At 46.0% G+C, this 22,958-nt stretch carries 26 protein-coding genes; 14 read left to right on the top strand and 12 right to left on the bottom strand.

Going from position 1 to position 22,958, the window contains the following annotated elements; all coding sequences use genetic code 11:
• Positions 1-4 precede the first annotated feature (4 nt).
• From thiD to JX580_RS09860, 4 genes are all read left to right on the top strand, one after another.
• Positions 5-820, top strand: coding sequence for a bifunctional hydroxymethylpyrimidine kinase/phosphomethylpyrimidine kinase (gene thiD, locus JX580_RS09875; RefSeq protein ID WP_248850379.1), 816 nt, complete (start codon positions 5-7; stop codon positions 818-820).
• 124 nt (positions 821-944) lie between these two features.
• On the top strand, positions 945-1,466 hold the full coding sequence (locus tag JX580_RS09870; RefSeq protein WP_248850378.1) for a peroxiredoxin: 522 nt from the start codon (positions 945-947) through the stop codon (positions 1,464-1,466).
• Between the two features lie 37 nt (positions 1,467-1,503).
• A complete protein-coding gene (locus JX580_RS09865) occupies positions 1,504-2,748 on the top strand; it encodes an urea ABC transporter substrate-binding protein (RefSeq protein WP_248850377.1) in 1,245 nt (414 codons plus the stop codon).
• The gene (locus JX580_RS09860) at positions 2,745-5,795 is read left to right on the top strand and encodes a hybrid sensor histidine kinase/response regulator (protein WP_248850376.1); all 3,051 of its coding nucleotides are present in this window, start codon (positions 2,745-2,747) and stop codon (positions 5,793-5,795) included. Before JX580_RS09865 ends, JX580_RS09860 begins: the two co-directional genes overlap by 4 nt.
• A 58-nt stretch (positions 5,796-5,853) precedes the next feature.
• Here JX580_RS09860 and JX580_RS09855 read toward each other — a convergent pair whose 3' ends face one another.
• Positions 5,854-6,252, bottom strand: coding sequence for a hypothetical protein (locus JX580_RS09855; protein ID WP_248850375.1), 399 nt, complete (start codon positions 6,250-6,252; stop codon positions 5,854-5,856).
• Between the two features lie 152 nt (positions 6,253-6,404).
• Here JX580_RS09855 and JX580_RS09850 point away from each other — a divergent pair, with 152 nt between their 5' ends.
• The 4 genes from JX580_RS09850 (at position 6,405) to JX580_RS09835 (ending at position 10,721) form a co-directional block, all read left to right on the top strand.
• Positions 6,405-6,845: a copper resistance protein NlpE gene (locus JX580_RS09850; RefSeq protein ID WP_248850374.1), complete on the top strand. Its 441-nt coding sequence runs from the start codon at positions 6,405-6,407 to the stop codon at positions 6,843-6,845.
• A gap of 110 nt (positions 6,846-6,955) precedes the next feature.
• Complete coding sequence (locus JX580_RS09845; RefSeq protein WP_248850373.1) at positions 6,956-9,112, top strand: TonB-dependent receptor plug domain-containing protein; 2,157 nt, start codon at positions 6,956-6,958, stop codon at positions 9,110-9,112.
• A gap of 227 nt (positions 9,113-9,339) precedes the next feature.
• Positions 9,340-9,720 (top strand): DUF6627 family protein, encoded by a 381-nt coding sequence (locus tag JX580_RS09840; RefSeq protein ID WP_248850372.1) that lies wholly within the window; start codon positions 9,340-9,342, stop codon positions 9,718-9,720.
• A 50-nt stretch (positions 9,721-9,770) separates the two neighbouring features.
• Entirely contained in the window at positions 9,771-10,721 is a 951-nt protein-coding gene (locus JX580_RS09835) for a PA2778 family cysteine peptidase (protein ID WP_248850371.1), read from the top strand.
• Here JX580_RS09835 and JX580_RS09830 read toward each other — a convergent pair whose 3' ends face one another.
• From JX580_RS09830 to JX580_RS09815, 4 genes are all read right to left on the bottom strand, one after another.
• A complete protein-coding gene (locus JX580_RS09830) occupies positions 10,722-11,486 on the bottom strand; it encodes an SDR family NAD(P)-dependent oxidoreductase (RefSeq protein WP_248850370.1) in 765 nt (254 codons plus the stop codon). It lies immediately after the preceding gene.
• A gap of 349 nt (positions 11,487-11,835) precedes the next feature.
• On the bottom strand, positions 11,836-12,309 hold the full coding sequence (locus tag JX580_RS09825; protein ID WP_248850369.1) for a thioredoxin family protein: 474 nt from the start codon (positions 12,307-12,309) through the stop codon (positions 11,836-11,838).
• Between the two features lie 112 nt (positions 12,310-12,421).
• On the bottom strand, positions 12,422-12,976 hold the full coding sequence (locus JX580_RS09820) for a pyridoxamine 5'-phosphate oxidase family protein (RefSeq protein ID WP_248850368.1): 555 nt from the start codon (positions 12,974-12,976) through the stop codon (positions 12,422-12,424).
• A gap of 180 nt (positions 12,977-13,156) precedes the next feature.
• A complete protein-coding gene (locus JX580_RS09815) occupies positions 13,157-13,795 on the bottom strand; it encodes a LysE family translocator (RefSeq protein ID WP_248850367.1) in 639 nt (212 codons plus the stop codon).
• A gap of 289 nt (positions 13,796-14,084) precedes the next feature.
• Between JX580_RS09815 and JX580_RS09810 the strand changes: the two genes are divergently transcribed.
• The 5 genes from JX580_RS09810 (at position 14,085) to JX580_RS09795 (ending at position 17,122) form a co-directional block, all read left to right on the top strand.
• Complete coding sequence (locus tag JX580_RS09810; RefSeq protein WP_248850366.1) at positions 14,085-15,050, top strand: SLAC1 anion channel family protein; 966 nt, start codon at positions 14,085-14,087, stop codon at positions 15,048-15,050.
• Entirely contained in the window at positions 15,050-15,451 is a 402-nt protein-coding gene (locus tag JX580_RS09805; protein ID WP_248850365.1) for an acyl-CoA thioesterase, read from the top strand. The genes JX580_RS09810 and JX580_RS09805 overlap by 1 nt, the downstream gene beginning before the upstream one ends.
• 11 nt (positions 15,452-15,462) lie before the next feature.
• On the top strand, positions 15,463-15,795 hold the full coding sequence (locus JX580_RS09800; RefSeq protein ID WP_248850364.1) for a NifB/NifX family molybdenum-iron cluster-binding protein: 333 nt from the start codon (positions 15,463-15,465) through the stop codon (positions 15,793-15,795).
• Positions 15,796-15,980: 185 nt separating this feature from the next.
• Positions 15,981-16,136, top strand: a complete 156-nt coding sequence (locus JX580_RS12000; RefSeq protein WP_432758393.1) for a transposase — start codon at positions 15,981-15,983, stop codon at positions 16,134-16,136.
• Positions 16,137-16,462: 326 nt separating this feature from the next.
• Positions 16,463-17,122: a peroxiredoxin gene (locus tag JX580_RS09795; protein ID WP_248850363.1), complete on the top strand. Its 660-nt coding sequence runs from the start codon at positions 16,463-16,465 to the stop codon at positions 17,120-17,122.
• A 280-nt stretch (positions 17,123-17,402) separates the two neighbouring features.
• Here JX580_RS09795 and JX580_RS09790 read toward each other — a convergent pair whose 3' ends face one another.
• From JX580_RS09790 to JX580_RS09760, 7 genes are all read right to left on the bottom strand, one after another.
• Positions 17,403-17,894, bottom strand: a complete 492-nt coding sequence (locus tag JX580_RS09790) for an RES family NAD+ phosphorylase (RefSeq protein WP_283103587.1) — start codon at positions 17,892-17,894, stop codon at positions 17,403-17,405.
• The gene (gene parS, locus JX580_RS09785) at positions 17,894-18,385 is read right to left on the bottom strand and encodes a type II RES/Xre toxin-antitoxin system antitoxin (RefSeq protein WP_248850361.1); all 492 of its coding nucleotides are present in this window, start codon (positions 18,383-18,385) and stop codon (positions 17,894-17,896) included. Before parS ends, JX580_RS09790 begins: the two co-directional genes overlap by 1 nt.
• A gap of 155 nt (positions 18,386-18,540) precedes the next feature.
• Complete coding sequence (locus JX580_RS09780; protein WP_248850360.1) at positions 18,541-19,179, bottom strand: LysE family translocator; 639 nt, start codon at positions 19,177-19,179, stop codon at positions 18,541-18,543.
• A gap of 37 nt (positions 19,180-19,216) precedes the next feature.
• The gene (locus JX580_RS09775; protein ID WP_248850359.1) at positions 19,217-19,798 is read right to left on the bottom strand and encodes a GDSL-type esterase/lipase family protein; all 582 of its coding nucleotides are present in this window, start codon (positions 19,796-19,798) and stop codon (positions 19,217-19,219) included.
• Positions 19,795-20,523: a class I SAM-dependent methyltransferase gene (locus JX580_RS09770; protein ID WP_248851917.1), complete on the bottom strand. Its 729-nt coding sequence runs from the start codon at positions 20,521-20,523 to the stop codon at positions 19,795-19,797. Before JX580_RS09770 ends, JX580_RS09775 begins: the two co-directional genes overlap by 4 nt.
• A 40-nt stretch (positions 20,524-20,563) precedes the next feature.
• Positions 20,564-21,076, bottom strand: coding sequence for a pyridoxamine 5'-phosphate oxidase family protein (locus tag JX580_RS09765; protein ID WP_248850358.1), 513 nt, complete (start codon positions 21,074-21,076; stop codon positions 20,564-20,566).
• 150 nt (positions 21,077-21,226) lie between these two features.
• A complete protein-coding gene (locus JX580_RS09760) occupies positions 21,227-21,376 on the bottom strand; it encodes a hypothetical protein (RefSeq protein WP_248850357.1) in 150 nt (49 codons plus the stop codon).
• A 176-nt stretch (positions 21,377-21,552) separates the two neighbouring features.
• Between JX580_RS09760 and JX580_RS09755 the strand changes: the two genes are divergently transcribed.
• Positions 21,553-22,887: a PLP-dependent aminotransferase family protein gene (locus tag JX580_RS09755; protein ID WP_248850356.1), complete on the top strand. Its 1,335-nt coding sequence runs from the start codon at positions 21,553-21,555 to the stop codon at positions 22,885-22,887.
• Positions 22,888-22,958: the final 71 nt, after the last annotated feature.

Genomic DNA, 22,958 nt, shown 5'->3' with positions numbered 1-22,958 from the left:
ATAAATGAAAACCATAAAAAACCTATTGACGATTGCCGGTTCAGACCCCTCTGGCGGAGCGGGTATTCAAGCGGATTTAAAAGCCTTTAGCGCCACCGGCAGTTACGGTATGAGTGTGATAACGGGTTTGACCGCGCAAAATACCCAGGGTGTGCAAGCGATCCATCCTTTGCCGGTTGAGTTTGTAAGCGCACAGTTGGACAGTCTGTTTGCCGATATTCAGATTGATGGCATTAAGATCGGCATGCTGGGCAGTGCCGACATGATGCGGACGATCGCGCCTTATCTCACGCGCTTTAACGGGCCGATTGTGTTAGATCCGGTGATGGTTGCCAAAGGCGGCGCTTCGTTGATGGTCGCTGAATCCGAGCAGGTGTTAATCGATCGTTTATTGCCGTTAGCAGGCCTGGTGACGCCGAACCTACCCGAGTTGGCGGTGTTATTGGGGCAACCGGAAGCGCAAAACCGCCAGCAGATGCAGCAACAGGCGCAGGCCTTAATCAATAAAGGCGCACAAGCGGTGTTGGTGAAAGGTGGGCATTTAGTGGAGCAAACTAGCACGGATCAAACCAGTGCGGATTTTTTGCTGACAGCGGAAGGTGGTCATTGGTTTGAAGCACCGCGGATTGATACCGCTAATACCCATGGCACAGGTTGTACGCTGGCGTCTGCGATTTGCAGTTATTGGGCGCAAAACTGTGATTTGGTGTTAGCGGTTCAACGGGCTAAGGACTATATCCAGGCCGCGATTGAGCAGGCTGACCAGCTTAATGTAGGTAAGGGGCATGGCCCGGTAAATCATTTTTATCGACTTTTGTGAACTTATTGCTTAAAATAATTTTTCACCATGCTCTCTTTGTTTGATTTTGTATAGATTTTGTATTGCTATTTTCAGGGGGGTATAGGTATACTGTTGGCAGATAATTAAAAAGCGGGGGCTGACAATGGAAAGGCTATTGACGTTGATGTTTGGTTTTTTATTAGGTTTGGGGCAGGCTTATGCTTTGAACGAAGGCGATGTCGCCCCAGATTTTAGTTTGCTGGATCAGCATCAAGCTGTGCAAACCTTGAGCGATTATCGCGGGCAGTGGGTGGTGCTGTATTTTTATCCGAAAAATGATACTCCCGGATGTACCACTGAAGCCTGTAGTTTTCGTGATAATATCAACGGGATTATTGCCAAGCAAGCCACTGTTTTAGGCGTTAGCGTTGATTCGGTTGAAAGCCATCAAAATTTTGCCAAAACCCATCGATTACCGTTTAGCTTGTTGTCGGATAGTGATGGCAAGGTCGCGGCAAGCTATAACTCGATTTTAAACTTAGGCGTGATTAAGTTTGCCCGACGCAACAGTTTTATTATTGACCAGAAGGGTGTTATTGCAAAAGCCTATAAGGGTGTTAATCCGCAAACCCATGTGGCGGAAGTGTTGCGAGACTTAGCTGCACTCCAGTCGGCAGAAAACTAAATCTTCTCAGCGTTTTAATCTTATTGATAGTGAAAATATGAACTCCTACCCGGGCTTTTTAAAGCCTTCAATCAAAATGGCTTTAGGCCTAGCTTTGTCGATGTTTATTGTGATCGCAGGTTATCTGATGCTGGTTTCTGCGAAGCCACAACCGCCGATTAAGGTTGGGGTTTTACATGCCTTAACAGGCACCATGGCGACCAGCGAGAAGCCGTTGGTGCAAATGCTTCAACTGGCGGTTGAGCAACTTAACCAACAGGGTGGTCTGTTGGGACGGTCGCTTGAGTTGGTGATTGTGGATACCGAATCGGATGCGGATATTGCGGCTCAGCAGGCAGAAAAGTTGATTGTCGATGATCAAGTGAGTGTGGTGTTTGGTTGCTGGACATCTGCTTGCCGAAAAGCGGTCAAGCCGGTTTTTGAACAGCATAATCATTTGTTATTTTATCCTGTGCAGTACGAAGGGCTGGAAGCATCCAATCATATCTTTTACACCGGTTCATCCCCCAATCAACAAATTGTGCCCGGTGCACGTTGGGCGATGCAGCAGTTTGGCACGCGTGTTCTATTAGTGGGCTCAGATTATGTATTTCCTCGGATTGCAAATATGATTTTGGCTGACATGATTAGTGCCAATCAAGGCGAGATTGTGGCTGAATTCTACAAGCCGCTGGGTAATCAAGCGTTTGATTTACTGATTGAGCAAATTCAATTACTTAAGCCCGATGTGATTTTGAACACGCTAAACGGTGATAGCAATCATGCGTTTTTTAATGGCTTAGTCGCGTCAGGTCTGCAGGATATTCCAGTAATGTCGTTTAGTGTCGCCGAGCCCGAGCTTCAAGCGTGGGGCGGTGGGCGTTTAACACAACATTACGGTGTCTGGGGGTTTTTCCAATCACTTTCTGACCCATTGACACAGGATTTGGTTGCTAATTATCAACAGCGGTTTGGCGAGAACTTGCCGGTGTCCGACCCAATGATAGCCAGTTATCTTGGTGTGCAACTTTGGGCAAGGGCGGTGGCTTACGAGCAGTCGGCAAATCCGCGCCAAGTCAACAATGTGTATTTGCAAAGCTTGTCGATGCCTGCGCCAGGTTCGAAGGTGGTGGTTGAGCGCACCAATCGTCATCTTTGGCGTCAGTTGCGTATTGGTCATGTCCAGCCAGACGGTCAATATCAACAGGTTTATGTCACTGATCACTTAATCCGTCCAACACCCTGGCCAACTTATCGAACTCGCTATGATTGGGAGCAGGCGCGCGCGAGGTTAGGGCTGTGAGTTTCTTTTCAAAAATATTGCCGCGTTTAATGCTTGGGTTTACGCTGTTGGCCGTGGTGCCGATGGTCGGTGTTTTCAGTATTAACAGCATGTATGTTGAACGCGGCTTGCAGCAAACCGCGTTAAATCATTTATCGGCGATAGCCGATCGTAAGATGGTTGAGGTTAATCAGTTTATAGCCGAGCGTATTGTTAGCGCAAGGCATATTGCGCATGTGCGTTGTACCTATGATGCAATGGCGCAGTTTGCTCGCTATTCCCTCTACTCTGACAGTTGGGAAAAACAGGCCGCACTCTATCTAAGAGATGTTAGCGTGTTGTATGAAGACGGCGGCTATTATGATTTGTTATTGGTCAATGCCCAAGGTGATGTGGTGTTTTCTGCCTTGCGAGAATCAGATTTAGGAACTAATTTATTAACCGGCGTTTACAAAGAAACGGCCTTGGCACAGGCGTTTCGCGATGTGTCATCGTTGCTGCAAACTCAAATCACTCGTGCTGAACCTTATCAGCCCTCTAAAGAACAGGTGGCGATTTTTGTAGTCAGTCCGATTGTAAACGAGGGTGCTTTTTTAGGCGCGCTGGCGTTGCAAATTGATGTCAAAAAATTGATGGATATTTCGCTTGATCGTGCGGGTTTAGGGGACACAGCGGAAATTGTGTTAGCGCAGCGTCAGCCACAAACAGATCAGGTTTTGTATTTGTCTGAATTGCGCCATATCCCTGACGCGGCTTTTCAGCGGTTGGTCGATCTGAATCAGGTGCCGCCACCGATGATTTCAGCTTTAAAGGGTGAGCGCACAGAATCCTTGACCTATGACTATGCCGGCATAGAGGTGTTATCCGCCTCGCGGTTTTTACCGGCGACCCATTGGGGCATGGTGGTGAAGGTGGATGCGGATGAAGCCTTTGCGCCGATTTACCAACAGCGTAACCTGGCGTTTATCCTAATGGCGCTGTTTATGTTGATATTTGGCGTGGCCGCCTATGTATTTGGCAATCGTTTAGTGACCCCGATCCGTCAATTGCAGCGGGTTGCAAAAGCAATGGAGTCGGATGATTTAACTCAGCGTGCGCCGGAATCCGGTTCAGAAGAAATCAAACAATTGGCACGTGATTTTAATCGTATGGCCGAACACATTCAGCAGGATCGTGAACTTCTGGAATCGCGGGTGCAGGAGCGCACCGCGCAATTAGACACCTCACGCCAAGAAGCCGAAGCTGCCAATAAAGCGAAATCAGAGTTTTTGGCTAATATGAGCCATGAAATTCGCACGCCGATGAATGGCATTATTGGTTTAAGCGAGTTAGGCATAAGTGAAACCGATCCCAGCAAAATGCGTGATAAGCTGGAGAAGGTGAATCGTTCCGGGCGTTTGTTGTTGGGGATTATTAACGATATTTTAGACTTCTCTAAAATTGAAGCCGGCAAGATGGCGTTGGATTCTCAGCCGTTTTTGCTTTCAACTTTGCTGGATCATTTACACAGCTTGTTTGCGCATAGCGCGGAACAAAAGGGCCTGAAGTTGGTGTTTGATGCCGAGGGCAATGAAGGATTATGTTTGGTAACCGATCAGTTGCGATTGCATCAGGTGTTGTCGAATTTGATGAATAATGCGATTAAATTTACTGCACAAGGCTCAGTAGAGTTGAGTGTGAGTTGTTTGCGCAAGGATGGGAATAACCAGGCCTGGTTACGTTTTGCGATTGAAGATAGCGGAATTGGTATGACCGAACAACAGGCGGGCAAGTTATTTAAAGCTTTTAGCCAAGCCGACACCAGCACGACCCGCAAATACGGTGGCACAGGGCTAGGCTTGGTGATTAGCCAGCGCTTAGTCAAATTAATGGGCGCAGAAGAGATCGCATTTAAAACCCAAGTCGATCAGGGGTCTTGTTTCTGGTTTGACTTACCAGTTGTTTTGTGTGATTCCGCTGCACTTGTTCAGCAAAAATCACAGGTTCAGACGAGTGATTCCGGTGAGAACGCCTACTTTAAAGGCTGGGTGCTGTTGGTTGAAGATAATGAAATCAACCAAATTGTCGCTGCGGAACAATTAAAGAAAGCAGGCCTGGTGGTAGAACTGGCTGAAAATGGTCAAGTTGCAGTGGAAAAAGCCCAACAGCAGGCATTTGATTTGATTTTAATGGATATTCAAATGCCGGTGATGGGCGGTTATGAAGCGACGCAAAAAATTCGTGCCTTCAATTCGCAAGTCCCGATTATTGCTTTGACGGCGGCGGCGATGATTGAGGATCGCGAAAAAGCACTGGCCGCCGGAATGCAAGATCATTTAAGCAAGCCACTGAACTCAGTAGAGCTAAAGCAGGTTTTAAGTCGTTATTTAATTGCCGACAAGGCTAGGGCGCAGACGGTTGATCTCTATGCAGATGTTTTTTCAGATCAACAGGCTGTAAGCGAACTGGGTGAGATGTTGAATATTCAAGCAGGCATTGAGCAGCTGGTAGGCAATCAGGCGTTGTATCAAAAGTTGCTGCAAAGGTTGGATCAACAAATTGAGCAGGATTTCAGTCGAGTGGTGCTAATGCTTGAGCAGTTGAAGCAGGCGGATGCGTCTGATCAATTTGATCAAGTACAAAAACTAAACCATGCTCTTAAAGGTGTCGCCGGAAACCTTGCGGTTAACGGTTTGTTTGTCCTTAGCCAGCAAATCGATTTGCAACTCAAGCAGTATCAGCGCCCGACGGATGAGCAGATAGCTGAATTTAAGCAAGCGTTACAAAAAACGCAAACAGAAATTAGGGCGTATCTAGCGAGTTTGACAGTAAGCGTTCCGAATATTCCAGTCGATGTCCCGTTTGTCGAGCAGGTAACACTTGAGCAATTAGAGCAGCTCAAACAACAGCTCACCGCAAACGAGTATATTGATGAGCTCCAATTAGCCTCACTGAAGGAGAAGTTGCCATCGGAGTTTTACCCTCAATGGCAAGCGGTGGTTAATGCACTCGATAACCCTGATTTTGAACAGGCGATCATTGCTTTGGCGCAGCTTCAAATGGCGTTAAATAAAACAGAACGTCGTTAGCAGATTATTTAATATGCAGCCTCGAACTTTAGCTATCAGTTTAAAGGGATGCTGTGAATTACCAAGACTCACCGAGTTGAGTTTCAACCCAATCTAAAAAACCATCTTGCCAAGCCAGGTGTTGCTTGATTTGGGTTTGTGCGTTAAAGGGGTTTAGTTTTGTACAGAGTTCTTGGTTTTTGACGCGAATTTCTATCGGGTTTTGTTCGCTGGCGGTTTGGTTGCCAAGCTGGTAAGCGGCGTTTGTCTCTAGCCGCTCTTTAGCTTTTGAGCCTTCAGATTGAAGCCAGCTATCTTTTGCACCTTGTTGGTGGAAATAACGTAAAATCTCGAACCCCATTTCTAGATCATCGGCAGGTAATTGGCTTAACCAAGCGGTCAGCTCGAAGTCGAAATCAGGGTGGGTTAGGTGTGCAATAAGTGGCAAATGCTTGTCATTGAAATTTGGTAAGTTCATCTTGTTGTCCTGTAAATGAACCAACAATGTAACCAATATCGAATTGGCAGGCAAGGTTAAAGTAATGAATTTGGTCTAATAAAACCCGACGACTTATTGTTTAGGCTTTAAAATTTAGCCTTTAAAGCGTTTAGGTAAAATAAGGGATATTTATGAATCATATAGCAAGAAAGCTATCTGCCTGGCAAGTGATTGTTTTCGCAGCATTGTTGAGCAGTTTATTGGGGTGTTCAAGCGTTCGTTCTCCAGTTGATCACCATACTAGTCAACTCGCCTTAGATTGGGCTGGGCTTTATCAAGGAACCTTACCTTGTGCGGATTGTGAAGCGATTCTTTGGCAACTCGAATTGAAACAAAACCATCTATTTAAACTTACTCGAACTTATTTAGGAAAATCGATGACGCCTTTTTCAGATCAGGGTCACTTTATTTGGGCCCAAGATGGGCAGCGAGTGTTTTTAACCAGCCATGAACAAGAGAAAATTGGTTTTTTTGTGGGCGAAAATCGTCTTTGGTTGTTAGATCAGCAGGGACAACCTATAACAGGTAACCTATCTAGTCAGTACAGCTTGGTAAAAATTAATGACCAGTAAGGTTTTATTTGTTGAATAAGTATGGAAATAAAGCTTGTATTTGAGTTTAGATTTTTAATATAAACAGTATGTTGGTTTAAAGACGGGTAAGTTTACATTTGGAGAGTTTGATGAGTGATTATCGAAACAGAATGATTTTTTTGTTTTTTGGATTATTCCTAATGGTGACGAGGGTAAGCGCTGAAGAAATCAATCAACTCTCTACGATAGAGGTTCAAGTTGTTTCTGAAACCCAGAATTTGCAGCCTGGTGTTGAGGTTGTGCCTTCTGTTTCGACGCTAGAAACGGCACCCTCAGAAATTCAATTAAATATTATTGAGTTAAAAGGTGTGGCGGGGACTCAAGGCGACCCGCTTGGTGCGGTACGCACACTGCCGGGTATTACTTTGGCAAATGGTGGCGGAGGCCGAACACCTGGCTTTTATGTTCGAGGTTCGAATGCGAATGAAAACAAAATTCTGATTGATGGTTTGCCGGTTGGCTATATCTATCATTTTGGCGGGATTTATTCGGTACTGAATCCTGATTTAATTGATAATTTTAAAACCTACTTGGGTGGTTTTGGTGTTGAGTATGGGGATCGCTTAGGGGGCGTGGTGGATGTGCAAACCCGTAAGCCGAATGCGCAGCGTGTTAGCCAAAGTTATCAAGTCGGTTTCTATGATTCATCGGCAAGGATTGAAGGGCCAACGTCTGAAAACGGTTCAGCGTTTTTTGCAGTGCGCCGCAGCTATATTGACTTATTTTTGCCTTCCACAGGTTCGCTAGGTTCCGACTCGGATAACCGTTATACCCAGTTTCCGCAGTTTTGGGATATGCAAGCCAAGTACCGGCATGAGCTAAAAGATGGGTTTGTTGACCTCTCGTTATTTGCTGCAGATGATCAATTACGCTTCGATATTCGTGATGAAAAAGAACGGTTACAAGATCCAGCACTTTTGGGTGATTTAGGTAGCCAACGTGCGTTTCAAACGCTTGGCTTGCGTTGGGCAAAAACCTTAACGCCGGATATTGAACAGCTGATTCGCCTTGGGGTATCGATGACATCCAATGATTTCGTGATAGGCACGCAGCAAGCGGGTGATCTGAATCCAGGGCAGTCCTATGGCTTTGAACAACAGGGACGCACCACGTTTGTTTTGCCACAATGGGCGGTTTTTCAGGGCGATAACCGCTGGAAAACAGGGGTGGATTTGTATCGCTATGACTTCGATATTTCGGGCTACATTGGGCAGCCTTGCCGAGAAGGTCAAGCGGACTGTACCTTAACCAACAGTTCACCGAATTTGATTGATGAGCAATTTTCCGGCTATGAAGCGGCCGCCTATGTTGAGTTATCGCGCCCGATCACCGAACGATTATTTGCGACGTTTGGGGTGCGCTCAAGTCATTATGACTGGGCGCGTGATACCTATCACGAAATTTCGCCGCGTGTTAGCTTTGAGTATGACTGGGCAGATGCAACGATTTTGACTGCCAGCTGGGGGCGGTTTGTTCAGCCACCGCAAGGCAATGAAATCTCAAAAGATATAGGCAATCCTGAGCTGGTGATGACCCAAGCGGAGCATCGAATCTTAGGGGTGAAGCATGAGTGGACTCCGCTTTGGTCAACCCAGGTTGAACTCTATCAAAAACCCATGACCAAGTTAGTGGTGTCTCGGTCATCACCTGAAAACTATGCTAATCGCGGTGAAGGCGTGGCGCAAGGCTTGGACGTGCTGATTAAACGTAACTTTAAAGACCGACGTTATGGCTGGTTAAGCTATAGTTATTTAGAGTCCAAGCGCAGTGACAAAGATGACCCTAGTGCGGATCGCTTGTTTGATGGCGACCAACCGCATACCTTGAATCTGGTATGGGCGCAGCCTTTTGGCGGTAGCTGGTCCAACTGGGTTTGGGGAGCGAGTGTTCAGCTGCAGTCAGGCCGACCCTATACGCCAATTATTGGGCGTGAAGAATTACGGGTAACGGATAACCAGGCCTGCCAGTCAGTGGATAACTGTTATTGGAAACCGACGTACGGTGAAACAAATTCTAAACGTTTGCCGGTAAATGCAAGGTTAGACCTGTCGATGGAACGTAATATCAAATTTGATGGCTGGAATATGGATCTGCGTTTTGAGTTGTTAAATGTAGGTGCAGTGATTGCACCTGACAGCGCCGTGGTCGGGCTGGATTATGAGGCCGATTACAGCAATTTTAATAACCCGGACAAGGTACAAGGTTTTCCTTTCCTGCCCTCGTTCAGTATCCGTGGCAATTTTTAACTAAGGTACTATTAAAGTGAATGTATGGATATTGTTGAGTTTGGCGATTGTGTCGGAAGTGATTGGTCTAGCGCACTGAAGTTAAGTGATGGGTTGACGGTATCATTTGCAGATAAAACTCTTCATCTAAGTGTATTCATGACAAACACTTTTTATTTAACTACTATTAAAGTGATTTGTTTGGTATAACACTAGCAGTAGTGTTTTTTTTAAAAAAAGGTTGGATTATGAAAAGTAAATTTACGAGTTGGTTGATGTTAGTGGCATTTATGGGAATGACGGTATTGCCTGCTCAGGCGGCTATGGTATCAACAGGCCAGGTTGTGGGGGCGCAACAGTCTTCGTTAGAACGTGAAACTGTTACGACAATGCTAGAGCGAGCCGACGTTCAAGCGCAGCTAATGGCAATGGGGGTTTCAGCACAAGATGTTCAACTGCGTGTTGCGGCTATGACGGATGCCGAGGTGATGCAACTAAACGAAAAGATGGCTGATTTACCTGCAGGCGGCGGTATTGTTGGATTAGTTGCGCTGGTTTTTGTGATCTTTGTTATTACGGATGTTATTGGAGCAACAGATATTTTTCCATTTATTAGACCGGTCAATTGATGAGATGGTCAAAATTTAAACTAAGTGCCCAGTTAATACTGGGCATTTTTTTGTCCTGGTTTTTAGTGGGCTGCAGTCTGCTAAAGGTCGAGCCAAGTTCTTTGTCGTTGGAAAAAACGTCGATTGAATTAGTGGATGTGCCTTTTTATCCCCAAGCTGAATATCAATGTGGTCCCGCTGCGTTAGCCACTTTACTCCAGTATCGTGGGCAAACTATCTTGCCGGACGACCTGGTCAGTCGGGTTTATACCCCGCAAAAGCAAGGTAGTTTACAGATCGATATGATTGCAGCGGTGCGACAGCAGGGGTTAATGCCTTATCCCTTAGCCGTCAATATGCAAGCATTATTAACGGAAGTGTCGGCGGGCAATCCGGTTTTAATCCTGCAAAACTTAAGTTTTAATTGGGCTCCCGTTTGGCATTATGCGGTGGTCATGGGTTATGATCTAGAGCGCAATGAGTTAATTTTGCGTTCAGGTGAAACCGAGCGCTGGCTGACGACCTTGACCACTTTTGAGCGCACTTGGCGTCGAGCTGACTATTGGGGCATAGTGATTGTTGAAGCCGATCAAATTCCGCCAACGGCAAATCCACTGGACTGGTTGAAAACCGCATTTGATTTAGAGCAAACCGGGCAGGCGGATAAGGCATTGATCGCTTATCGTACCGGCTTTCAAACTTGGCCTGAATCGGTTGGTTTAGGCATGGCCTTGGGTAATTTACTTTATGCGCAAGCCGACTATTTAGCAAGTTCAAAGGTCTTTCAGCAACTTAGCTTAAGCCATCCCTTAGAAGCCCAGGTATGGAATAACTGGGCCTATGCATTAAAGGCAAAATCTTGCGAGCAGGCCGCATTACAAGCAGCACGTTGCGCCAATACGCTAGCGCCAAACCATCGTATTTATCAATCTACGCTAAACGAAATGCAGACTCTTATTCATCTGGATCAAGTCTCTTGTCCCGTGGTGACGTGCAGAATTGACAAGAATTATGAAGATTAGTTATTGCGCGCAATAACCGCCGTCAACAAAATAGGTGTTGCCATTGCTGCCGGAGGCGGCATCGGACATTAAGAATAAAGCCATCGCGGCGCATTCTTCGTTGGTCACATAACGCCCCAGCGGCACTTTAGCGGCAAAGGCATCATGCACCTCTTTACCATGTCCAGGGCTGGCTTGTTCTTCAATTGAACGCATCATGCGATTATCCACCGGTCCTGGGTTCAGGGTGTTGACCCGAATGCCTTCAGGCCCCAACTCTGCGGCTAAACAGCGCATCATGCCGACCACTGCGTGCTTGCTGCTGACATAAGGCGATAAACCAGCCGCACCCCGCACCCCGGCAACACTTGAGGTGATGACCACGCTGCCACCGCCGGCTGTACGCAGGGCGGGCAGTGCGGCTTCAACTCCAAAGCGCACCCCATGTACATTGACTGCAAACACTTTTTCCCAAGCCGCATCCGAACGGCTGTCAAACGGGCCAACTTCGCCTTCAATCCCGGCGTTTAAAAACACCGCGTCCAATCGGCCAAAGTTCTCTGTTGCCGCTGCAACCATGCGTTGGTTGTCTTCACGTTGAGTGACATCCACCGCCAGCCCAATCGCGCGTTCGCCTAGCGATTTGGCAATGGCTTCAACTGCCGCTGCTTCACGATCTGTAATCACCACACTTGCACCCTGGGCATAGGCCATGCGTGCGGTCGCCTCTCCAATGCCGCCGGCACCGCCGGTAATGGCAATCACTTTACCTTGTAAATCACTCATTTTCCTCTCCTCTTGACGAGCCAACCGCCAAAATTTCAAGGCGGAAAGACACAAAAAATAAATAGGGTGTTCACAGACCAATGTAACGAATTATGATGAACAAGGTCAAGGTAAATTGACACGAACCTAGGGTTATAGCGCATTTACGCAAGCAACGCGAGTTGGCAAAATTATCCCGCGAAGCCTTGGCGGAGCGAAGCACTGTGCCTGCGCCGAGGACATCTCATGGCGAATGGTATGGCGTTTTTGACGACGACTCCACATAATCAATCATATAACGATTCATTAACGTCTAACGATGCTAAAAGCCTCGTTGAATGTGTTTGGCGGGGTTTTTTCTATTTTTGCATTATTCAGCTTGCTGCATATTGGATAAAGCGCGCTCAATACGCGCATTCACCAATTTACCATAAAACTCATAGGCACCGTTGTTGATAATCGGTGGTGCGACCACTTGTCCTTCACCGTTAACAAACACCTGAGTCGGCAATTCGGCAACATTGTAGAACAGAGCAAAATCTTCAGCCGAGATAGGTTCACCATAAAAGTCGATTAGGGCTTGTTGGCTGTCTATAAACACTTCAATAAACTGCACCCCTTGAGGAAATTGATTAAACCGAAGTTGTGCAAACAGCGCCCGTTGTTTAAGTAGTTCGCAGGGTCGACAGTAGTTGGCATTAAAAAATAACATCACCGGTTTTTGGCGCTCAATCGCAACCTGTCCAACTTGCTGAAGATCTGTTTGACGTTCTAAAAAACTGTGTTGTTCTGCCAGAGTGTTTAAACTAAAACCTAGCAGGCATAGGCTGATTAGATAACGCATGATGTCTCCATTGGGTTAAACAAAGTTTTTTTTGATTGTAGCCTAATCACCAGGCCTGGTGATGTAAAGTTAACTGGGCTTTCAGCTTTTCACTAATTTAGACAAATAATTTTCAAAAAATGCTCTTCTCAACAATATGCGTGGGTGCGCCGTCTAAGCTGGTTTGGTTTTTCTTAATCCAATATTGCTCTACGCCTTCTTCACCGAGTTTGGCGGTGACTTCGTTTAATTGCTCGCGCTCTTCCACATAATCAAAAAACGGCACCGCCATACCGCAAGAGGTTTGCACTAAATCAATGTCCAATACAAAAATCTGGCGTGCGCCGGGCAATGGGTTAAACAAACCATACAGTTCTTGCCATTGCGGATCTTTGCGATGCACCACTTTGGCCGTGCCATATAAACGCAAAATCAATGGCGCACCGTCAAACGCGCAAAACATCAACGTCATGCGCGGCTGTTGTTGCACATGGGCGGCGGTTTCGTTACCACTGCCGGTCACGTTCAACCAAACGACTTGATTGGGCGACATCACACGCAGAGAATCCATGCCTTTGGGCGACACATTCACGCGACTATCTTTGGTGGCGGTGCCGACAAAATAGATTTTTTGCTGTTGGATAAAATCTGTCAACTTGTCATTTAAAGCGTTAAATTGCTGTGCCATACTATTTCCTTCAGTCGGTGCTTGGCGAAAATGGCGGCTAACTACTTAGGCGGTTGGGATCAACTCCGCGTGATTACACATTAAAAATGCTGTACTCACATTATAAAGTGATAGCAGTGTTTAAATTGCTAGAAAATCTGGTCTATTTTACTACTTAATATGCCACCACCAGGCCTGGTGTTAGTCAAAAAACAGGGCGGTGGTTTTAATAATAAGGAACGCGCCAATCAACGCCAGCAGTAGGGCGGTGATTTTATACATGAGCGTTTGTTTATCTCTCGCCAATAACTTGAATCCGCGCGCGGCTAAATAGGCATAGATGATTTTAGGCAAACCCACCGCCAAAATCGCCAACATCACCACCAGGCCTGCATCCCAATGGGTGATGTGGTTTAAGTTCAAAAACGCCGGAAAGAAACCTAAATAAAACAAAATCGCTTTTTGATCGGCAAAAGTCAGACTCAAACCTAAGCTAAAACTCGCCAAAGAGGAAGGGTTGGCGTTTTGAAGTTGCGTTGATAAGGGTTTGGATTGCCAAAGGCGTAGCGCCAGCCACAGCAAATAACCGCCACCCAGATACGCCACAAACTGAAACAACCACGCCACATTTTCTACCAGCCACACCAGCCCAAACAGCGCCAGCACAATAAATAATATATCCGCCACAACAATGCCCAGTGCGGTGAACACGCCTTGCCAAAAACCAAATTGGCTGGCGCGCAGTATCACCGTAAACACGCTGATACTTGGCAAACTCGCCATGACTAACATCGCCAAAGCCAGCGAAACGCTATTCATCCAACTCATTGAAAAATCCATCTTTTCCCCATTTTTAGCGATGGTTATTGGCATGGCGAGGGCATAAAGTCAGCCCGCAGACGCAGAGCAACGCCGTTCGATAACGTGACATTTGTGTTTTATTGGTCTTCGATAGTCTATGTGTATTTGGATGTTATTGTAAAGGGCACTTCGATTAGGTTGTCGTTGACTTCAGTGAGAATTAAAGCAGTCTTATACAATTCGTGGCGTAGCGTCATACTTTAGTCATGGTTTTTTCAGGTTGCTTCAAATATAATTTAATATTAGTTAAGTTAATGAGGGTATAGATATGATTAATGGATTGCAGCGAATAGCGTATTTCCCCGCCAGTTTTTTTGGCATGATTATGGGTGTGACCGGTTTAAGTATCGCGTTTCTTCAATTGAGTAAAACCGCGCCGATATTTACGAATGTGGCGATTGGCAATGTGATTATTGCGGCGGTTTTGATGGTTGTGCTTCTTGGTGTCTATCTGTATAAAACAATTCGCTTTTTTCCGGAAGTGAAGGCGGAGATGAAGCATCCGGTGAAGATGAATTTTATACCCGCTATCAGTATCAGCCTGTTGCTGTTGAGTGTGGCGTTTTACGCGTTAGACCTGGTGCAAATATCTCAACGTTTATGGATTATCGGCGCAGTGATGCAAATTTCATTGACCTATTGGGTGCTGCATAACTGGGTGCATCACGACTTTTTTACCCCTGAGCATTCGAGTCCGGCCTGGTTTATTCCGATTGTCGGTAATATTGTCGTGCCGATTGCGGGGGTGCATCATGCGCCAATGGAACTCAACTGGTTTTTCTTTTCAATTGGTTTGGTTTTTTGGCTAGTGGTGAAGTCGGTGGTTATAAACCGTATTATTTTCCACGCGCCGATGCAGGCACGTTTAATTCCAACGTTGTTTATTTTTATTGCCCCTCCTGCGGTCGGTTTTATTTCTTACTTGGCATTAAACGATAATCAGCTCAATCAATTTGCGATGGTTCTGTATTTCTTTGGCATTGCGATGACCTTGTTGATGTTGGTGTCACTGCATAAGTTCGCCAAACTCGATTTTGCGCTTTCTTGGTGGGCTTATACCTTCCCGGTCGCGGCGATGGTGATTGCCAGTTACATTATGGCGGCGCATAGCGGGCAGATCGGCTTTCAATACATCGCTTATTTCTTGCATACGTTATTAATGCTGTTGATTGTGTATTTGGCCTATAAAACTGGGCAGGCGGTAAAAAACAAACAAATTTGCGTGGATCATTAATGCACAACTCGACGCTGTATCAGGTCACGTTAGAAGCGCGTGACCACGAGTGTGATATTCAAGGTGTGGTCAATAATGCGCATTATCAGCATTATTTTGAGCATGCCCGTCATTGCTTTCTTAAAGCTCGGGGCATTGATTTTGCCGCCTTGGCAAAAGAAGGGATTAACTTGATGGTGCAGAAAATTGAAATTGAATATTTTGCCCCGATTCAGGCGCATGACCTGTTTTCGATTGCCGTGCACGTCGTGGCGTTGAGCAAAGTACGTTATGCGTTTCATCAGGAAATTCGGCATCAAAACTCGGGTCAATGTTTAAGTCGAGCCAAAACCGTGGTGGTGACGACAGATCGCCAGTATCGACCTACCAGAAAAACGCCGCTGGCGCTGTTTTATCGTTAAAAGAGAGAAATATGAAAATCGCTATTACCAGCCCAAACGGCAAAAGCATTTCCGGCCATGCTGGCAAATGCCCGGGTTATCTCGTGTATGACATTCAACAAGGCAGACTACACGGCAAACAGCATATAAAACTCACCAAAGACCAGGTGTTTCGTCATTTTTCCGGCGCATTATCTAGCCATCCCGATCACCCGTTACACGGGATTAACTGCTTGATTACTCAAGGAATAGGCGATGGATTGCACCAGCGTTTAACCCATGACGGTATCCAGGTTTTGGTGACCGAAATGGCGGATTCTGATGAGGCGGTACAGCAGGTTGTTATGGCGTTTTCAACACCATAACAACCGTGTTTCCTAAGCGTTGTGGTGAGCAAAATTTCGCTGATATTTCACAAAGTGCCTACAAAAGCCAAGCGCACGATACACTGCTCAAAAAAAGAAAGATCAAAAACAACATCCTGCACCGTGCTTACCGTAACACGCCCTTAACCGAACACTAAAAGCAACACAACCGCTTCGCCTCTGAAGTGCGTTACATCGTAGAGCGCACCTTTGGGATATTAAAACAACACTACGGCATGGGACAAGCCCGCTATAACGGGTTAGCACGTAATGCCGCTAAACTGACATTGATGTGTATCAGTTACAACCTAAAACGAGCGGCTGTAATAAAACAGCGCTAAGGCGCAAGAGGTGGGTGTATCCAAAAAACAGGATACACCCACAAAAAACCAACAAAACGCCCCTTACTGGGCTAAAAAAGGACTAAAATGCAAAATGCATATTCAAAAAAGTCGAATTTGGAAGTTTAACTTGGGGAATAGGTTAGTTTTGCAAAGCTCTCTATTTAATTATTAATGCTTCTGTAAATCAATACTTAAACTGTGATAGTATTTGACTATTAATACGTCACTAAACTTTAATTGGCAATAAAGTTTGTAATTATTTAAATTAATAGGCACATCAGTTAGTTTGATGTTGTTATTATTTTCATTTTAAGGAGATAGATATGCAAAGCTTTGATAGTAATCAAGAACAGGTTGTTTTTCCACGTTTGAATGAGGCTGCACCTGATTTTAATGCGGTGACAACTCATGGTCGTAAATCGCTGGCTGACTATAAGGGTAAGTGGTTGGTTCTTTTTTCACATCCTGCAGACTTCACACCAGTATGTACCACTGAGTTTATCGCGTTCGCTAATCGTCAACAAGACTTTGCAGCGTTGAATACTGAGTTGTTAGGGCTTTCAATTGATAGCCATCACTCGCATAATGCTTGGGTGCTTAATATTAAAGAGAAATTTGGTGTCGATATTAACTTTCCGATTATCGCTGACTTGGATATGAAAGTAGCTAAAGCTTATGGGATGGTTCACCCTGGTGCGGCCGATACCTCAGCTGTTCGCGCTACCTTTGTGATCGATGACAAGGGAGTGTTGCGTGCAATGGTTTACTACCCAATGTCTAACGGTCGTGACATTAATGAGTTTGTACGTATGGTTCAAGCAATGCAAACATCTGATAAACATGGTGTTGCAACGCCAGAAGCGTGGAAACCGGGTGAAAAAGTGATTGTACCTCCAGCCGCGACTGTGGAAGAGGCTAAGCTAAGACTGGCTTCTGGTGAGTATGATTGTGTTGATTTTTATTACTGTACTAAAACTCTATAGCTTTTTTGAGTGTAACTAGAGTGCTCTTTAGAGGGCGCTCTGCCGTTTTTGTGTGTTTAATTTAGTATACCAACAAGACACCCAAAATAGATTGGCTCCGTTTCGTTAATTTCCTATGATTTAATTGTGGTTTTCTTCTTCATTCGGATAATTACCGAGTCATTTACTCAGTAATAGTGCCAGAAGCTTTCACTAGAAATAACTATTAACGCAACGGAATCTACATTCCGTAGCATTATGGAATGCTAAATTGTTTCGTTCGCTGTGTCACTTTTTACTCTTAGTCTCGAGTAATTAAGCGTTGGCTCATTCCTTCATTCGTCACTTTATGCACTTTGACTTTTTCAAAATCCGGGTGCGTTGTGTTGATGAGGATATTGTAATCATGGGGGCTTAAGGATGAAGGTACACCTAATGCTAAGGTTTCCATGCTGCTGAACCATGTTTCACCTATGTCCACCGTAAATTCTGGGCGTATATCGGCATCCCAAGCCAGCGCACTGTCCATTGTTTTTTGAGCCTTAACCAGCTCGTCAAGGGTCATCATATATAGGTTGTCATCTGGAATTTCGAGGCAAACCAGCTTAAATTCTGCCAAGGTGGCATATTCATTCACACCTGCCAAGATTTCTAGCTTTGCAGTCGCCGCATTGGCGCTGGTATAAAGCATGGGTGTGCCTTCGGCATTCCAGCGCCCACCCACCTTGGCCGAGCCTTCGGCACTTAAAGGGTCAGCCAAATATTTTTCTTTGATTAGACGATAAACCAACATTACGAATAAACCGAATGCTCAATTCTTAGGAGAAGTTTTCTGACTTCATCCGTTCCGGCTTCGGTTTCCAACAGTTCAAGCGGCACCGCTCCGCCCAAAAATTTAGCCGGTGTTTTTAGCCAGCGAATACTACGTTCATGTTCACCCAGTGTTGATTCTGCAAGCGAGATAATGGCGGCTATTCGGTAAACCCTTCCTGCCTCGTCAGGCTTTAATCCTTTGCCTTCTTTCTTACGTCTTGAAATAGTCGAACTCGAAATATTCACCAACGAATAAACCTGTTGCTCATTCAAGTCCAGCTCTTTGCTGAGTTTTGAAATCACCTCTAGCGGTATCTTGTTGGAGCGAATATTTTGGTCAATTTCCATGTTGTTCGCTGAGCTAAAACCGATTCTGATAAAAGGGTTTGAACGCGATTTTTTGCGTTTTGCCGCTTGCGTGATTAAGGATGCAGAAAAACGATTGTCCTGAATGATTGCTTCCATTGTCATGCCATCCCTTGCATATAAGTTATAGACTTACATCTTAGCACAAGCATTCAATCGGGAAAAATATTGTTGCAAGTGATGTTGTGGTGGGTTAAGGGCGTGATAGTGTTGTATTATCAGGCGGGGCGTGTTCGATATACATCAAGCTTACTCGAAGATTAGTCGAAAAGGGTTGCTGTTGTTTTAACGATTAAAAACACGCCGACAAGTGCAAGCAATAGGGCGGTGATTTTATACATGAGCGTTTGTTTATCTCTCGCCAATAACTTGAATCCGCGCGCGGCTAAATAGGCATAGATGATTTTAGGCAAACCGACCGCCAAAATCGCCAACATTACCACCAGGCCTGCATCCCAATGGGTGATGTGGTTTAAGTTCAAAAACGCCGGAAAGAAACCTAAATAAAACAAAATCGCTTTTTGATCGGCAAAAGTCAGACTCAAACCTAAGCTAAAACTCGCCAAAGAGGAAGGGTTGGCGTTTTGAAGTTGCGTTGATAAGGGTTTGGACTGCCAAAGGCGCAAAGCCAGCCACAGCAAATAACCTCCGCCCACATAGGCCACAAGCTGAAACAACCACGCCACATTTTCTACCAGCCACACCAGCCCAAACAACGCCAGCACAATAAATAAAATATCCGCCACAACAATGCCCAGTGCGGTGAACACGCCTTGCCAAAAACCAAATTGGCTGGCGCGCAGTATCACCGAAAACACGCTGATGCTCGGCAAGCTCGCCATGACTAACATCGCCAAAGCCAGCGAAACGCCATTTATCCAACTGATCGAAAAATCCATAATGACCTGCGAATTTAAAAGTTTACAGCTTTATTGATTAAAACCACCATTTGCCGGAATTCAAAATAAGCCGCGTCATTTTGTTGTAGCCGGTTGAGGTTGGGTGGGCGCCATCGTTTTGCGCGATTTCGGTTAAATAGGCTTGGTCTTGAACCAAGGCATCAAACAACGGAGTGAACGGCAGTCCGGCTTTTTCAGCTTCAATTTGCATGGCGTTGGATAGGGTTTGGATGTGTTGGTTTTGCGCATGATCATCCACCGGCGGCGGGCCAATCACCAGGCCTGGTGAGGATTGCATACGCGCAAATAGCGCGCGCATATTTTGCAAAGACGTTTCAAATTCCACCCGTAACGCACCGTTTTCCAGCGTCGTGTCGTTCACGCCGCACGACAATACAATCCGATTGTCGCAATCTGGCTGTTGGCGTAACGCAATCTCGTGCCAGCGTTGCAGAATATCTGTTGATGTATTACGCCGAATCCCCAGGTTGTAATAGGTGATGTTATGGCCGTTGCGTTGCGCTAACGCACACAATCGACCCGCCCAACCGAGCATCGTCTCATCGCCTGTACCGTTAACAAACGAATCGCCGATAAAACAAATGCGGGTATCGGTCATTGTCTCGCTTCCTCAGCATCAAGCCAGTCTTCTACACATTCTGCACTGTGGTTTGATGCAATGAGAATAAATATTACCGAACAAGTTTGCAAGCTACTGGGGTCTTGGGTAATGCGGTGCTTGCTAACCACCAGGCCTGCTTGTTCAAAGGTTTGCAACCAGGCCTGGTGGTTACGTTTATACCAGGGCGCTGGGTCGGTAAAGCGTTCGGAAAAGCCTTGCCACGAACCGGCTTGCCAGCCTGTTGTTTCGTCTGCAACGTGAAGGGTTTGAATTAAAATCCGTCCGTTTTCGGTCAGCAAATTTTTTAGCTTAATCAGCAAATCATCTACCGATTCCTTACCGAATAGCGAGAAGTTGCAGACAATTAAATCAAACTTGCGCGGCAAGGTATCAAGATGGAGTTGCTGATAAGTCAGGTTCAGATAGGTATGGCGTGGGTCGGCTTTTTGCGCCAGGCGAATTAAATCCTCACTGCCGTCGATGCCCATATAGTCAACGGACTTTGCACCAGGCCTGGTGCTGGCGATTTTGCGTATCAGCCAGCCTTCGCCACAGCCGACATCCAGCATGGATTGAAAATCCTGTGCCAAAATCGCATCGACAATTGCTAGGTTGGTCACTCGATTACGACTTTCGATTTCACGATTGCGCACCGCCTGCGTCCAGGCTTTGGCATTGGTATCCCAGGATTTTAAAATCGCTTGTTCAGGATTATTAAACATCACTAAATACTCTTTTCAACAATATGCGTGGGTGCGCCGTCTAAGCTGGTTTGGTTTTTTTAATCCAATATTGTTGTATGCCGTCTTCACCGAGTTTGGCGGTGACTTCGTTTAATTGCTCGCGTTCTCCCACATAATCTAAAAATGGCACGGCCATGCCGCACGAGGTTTGCACTAAGTCAATATCCAATACAAAAATCTGGCGTGCGCCGGACAATAGGTTAAACAAATCATACAGTTCTTGCCATTGCGGGTCTTGGCGATGCACCACTTTGGTGGTGCCGTATAAACGCAAAATCAATGGCGCGCCTTCAAACGCACAAAACATCAGTGTCATACACGGCTGTTGTTGTACATGTGCGGCGGTTTCATTACCGCTTCCGGTGACATTTAACCAAGCCACTTGATTCGCCGAAAGCACACGTAACGAATCCATAGCCTTGGGCGATACATTCACGCGACGGTCTTGGGTGGCGGTGCCGACAAAATAGATTTTTTGCTGTTGGATAAAATCCGTCAATTTGTCGTTTAAAGCGTCAAATTGCTGTGCCATATTATTTCCTTCAGTCGGTGCTTGGCGCAAATGGCGGCTATCTACTTAGGTGATTGGAATCAACTCCGCGTCATTGCACGTTAAAAATGCTGTACTCAAATTATAAAGTGATAGCGGTATTTAAAGTACTAGAAAATCTAGTCAATTTTACTACTTAATATGCCACCACCAGGCCTGGTGTTTAGAATTGACAGGCATGTCTGATAGTAGCCAAGCCAACCACAATATAACCACCGCCCACACTACCAAGCCTAAAACGGGCTTCAGTTTTAACCACAATGTTGACCAAAATTTCAGCATCTCAAACCCTCGCTTTGAGAGTCCAGTTTACGGTTTGAATGCACCTCAATACAGAATTAGAAATTGAAAATAAAAGCAGTACAGAACTGGGTGTGCTGTACCTGTGATGGTTAAAAAAACGTAAACTGTATTGCTTGGGAATTTCAATTTGATGGTTAAATACCGCAATACATGAGTTGGATTATTTTCGATGGCAAACGATTTTCTATACCAAACCCTGGCTGAAGATTTGGCCGAGCAGATTAAGCAAGGGCTATATCGAATCGCGCCCTAAATCCGGCTTTTACGTTAAACGCCAAATGGCCGAAGCCATCACCACACCCGAACCCACGCGCCCCAACACGATTCCAACCTTGGTTAGCGGACAAGAAATGGTTCTGCATCTGGTGAAATCCGCCAATAACCCGAAGATGGTGCAATTCGGTGCGGCGGTGCCGGCGCACAGTTTTTTACCGACGCATCTCGTGACCCAAGCGTTTCGACAGGTTGCCAAAACGCATCCCGCCGAAGTCAACGATTACCAATTTCCACCAGGCCTGCCTGAACTGCGCCAACAAATCGCACGCCGCATGGTCGGCAATGGGTGCGACATCACGCCGCAAGACATCGTCATTACCGACGGATGCCAAGAAGCCTTGCGCCTCGCATTACGCGCCTGCGCTGAACCTGGTGACGTGATCGCCATCGAATCGCCGACCTTTTACGGCCTCCTGCAAGTCATCCATTCCTTACGCATGAAAGCGATTGAAATCCCCACCGACCCGGATACTGGCATGTCGATTCCCGCGCTCAAAATGGCGCTCGACCAATGGCCGATAAAAGCCTGTGTGCTGGTGCCGAGTTTCAGCAATCCGTTGGGATTAAGCATGCCCGACCAGGCAAAACATCAACTGGTTGAACTGCTTTCCAAGCGCCAAATCCCGATGATCGAAGACGATGTGTATGGCGAAATCACCCACGGCACACGCCGCCCCAAACCGCTAAAAGCCTTTGATCAAGACGATTGGGTGATTTACGCGTCTTCTTTTTCTAAAACCCTCTCACCAGGCCTGCGTGTCGGCTGGGTTGCCTCCAAACGCTATCACGACAAGCTGGAATATTTTAAATACGCATCCAATCTCGCCACCTCATCGATTGCGCAACTCGCGGTTACGGAGATTCTGCAATCCGGCAAATTCGAACGCTACCTCACCCGCGTGCGCCCGCAATACGCCTTTGCCATCGACCGTATGACTGCCGCCATTATCGAACTCTTCCCACAAGGCACCAAAGTCACCCGCCCCAAAGGTGGTTTTGTGCTGTGGGTCGAACTGCCGTTCGAGATCGACACCTTTGAACTCACCAAACGCCTGATCCCGCAAAACGTCAGCATCGCACCCGGGCGCATCTTCACCACCACCGAAAACTACAACCACTGCCTACGCCTATCCTGCGCCGTAGACTGGAACCGCCAAACCGAATGGGCACTTTTGAAAATCGTCAATGAAATAAAACTGATGAAGAATGAGTGAGATAAAAACAACCAGGCCTGGTTGCTTTACATCAAGTTTAAGTGCGTATTAATGTGGAAAAGCAGATGGTG

This window comes from Thiomicrospira microaerophila, assembly GCF_023278225.1.
In the GTDB taxonomy this organism is placed as follows: Bacteria; Pseudomonadota; Gammaproteobacteria; order Thiomicrospirales; family Thiomicrospiraceae; genus Thiomicrospira; species Thiomicrospira microaerophila_A.
Note: the sequence above shows the minus strand (reverse complement) of the source record. Positions and strands in the feature narration are given on the sequence as shown.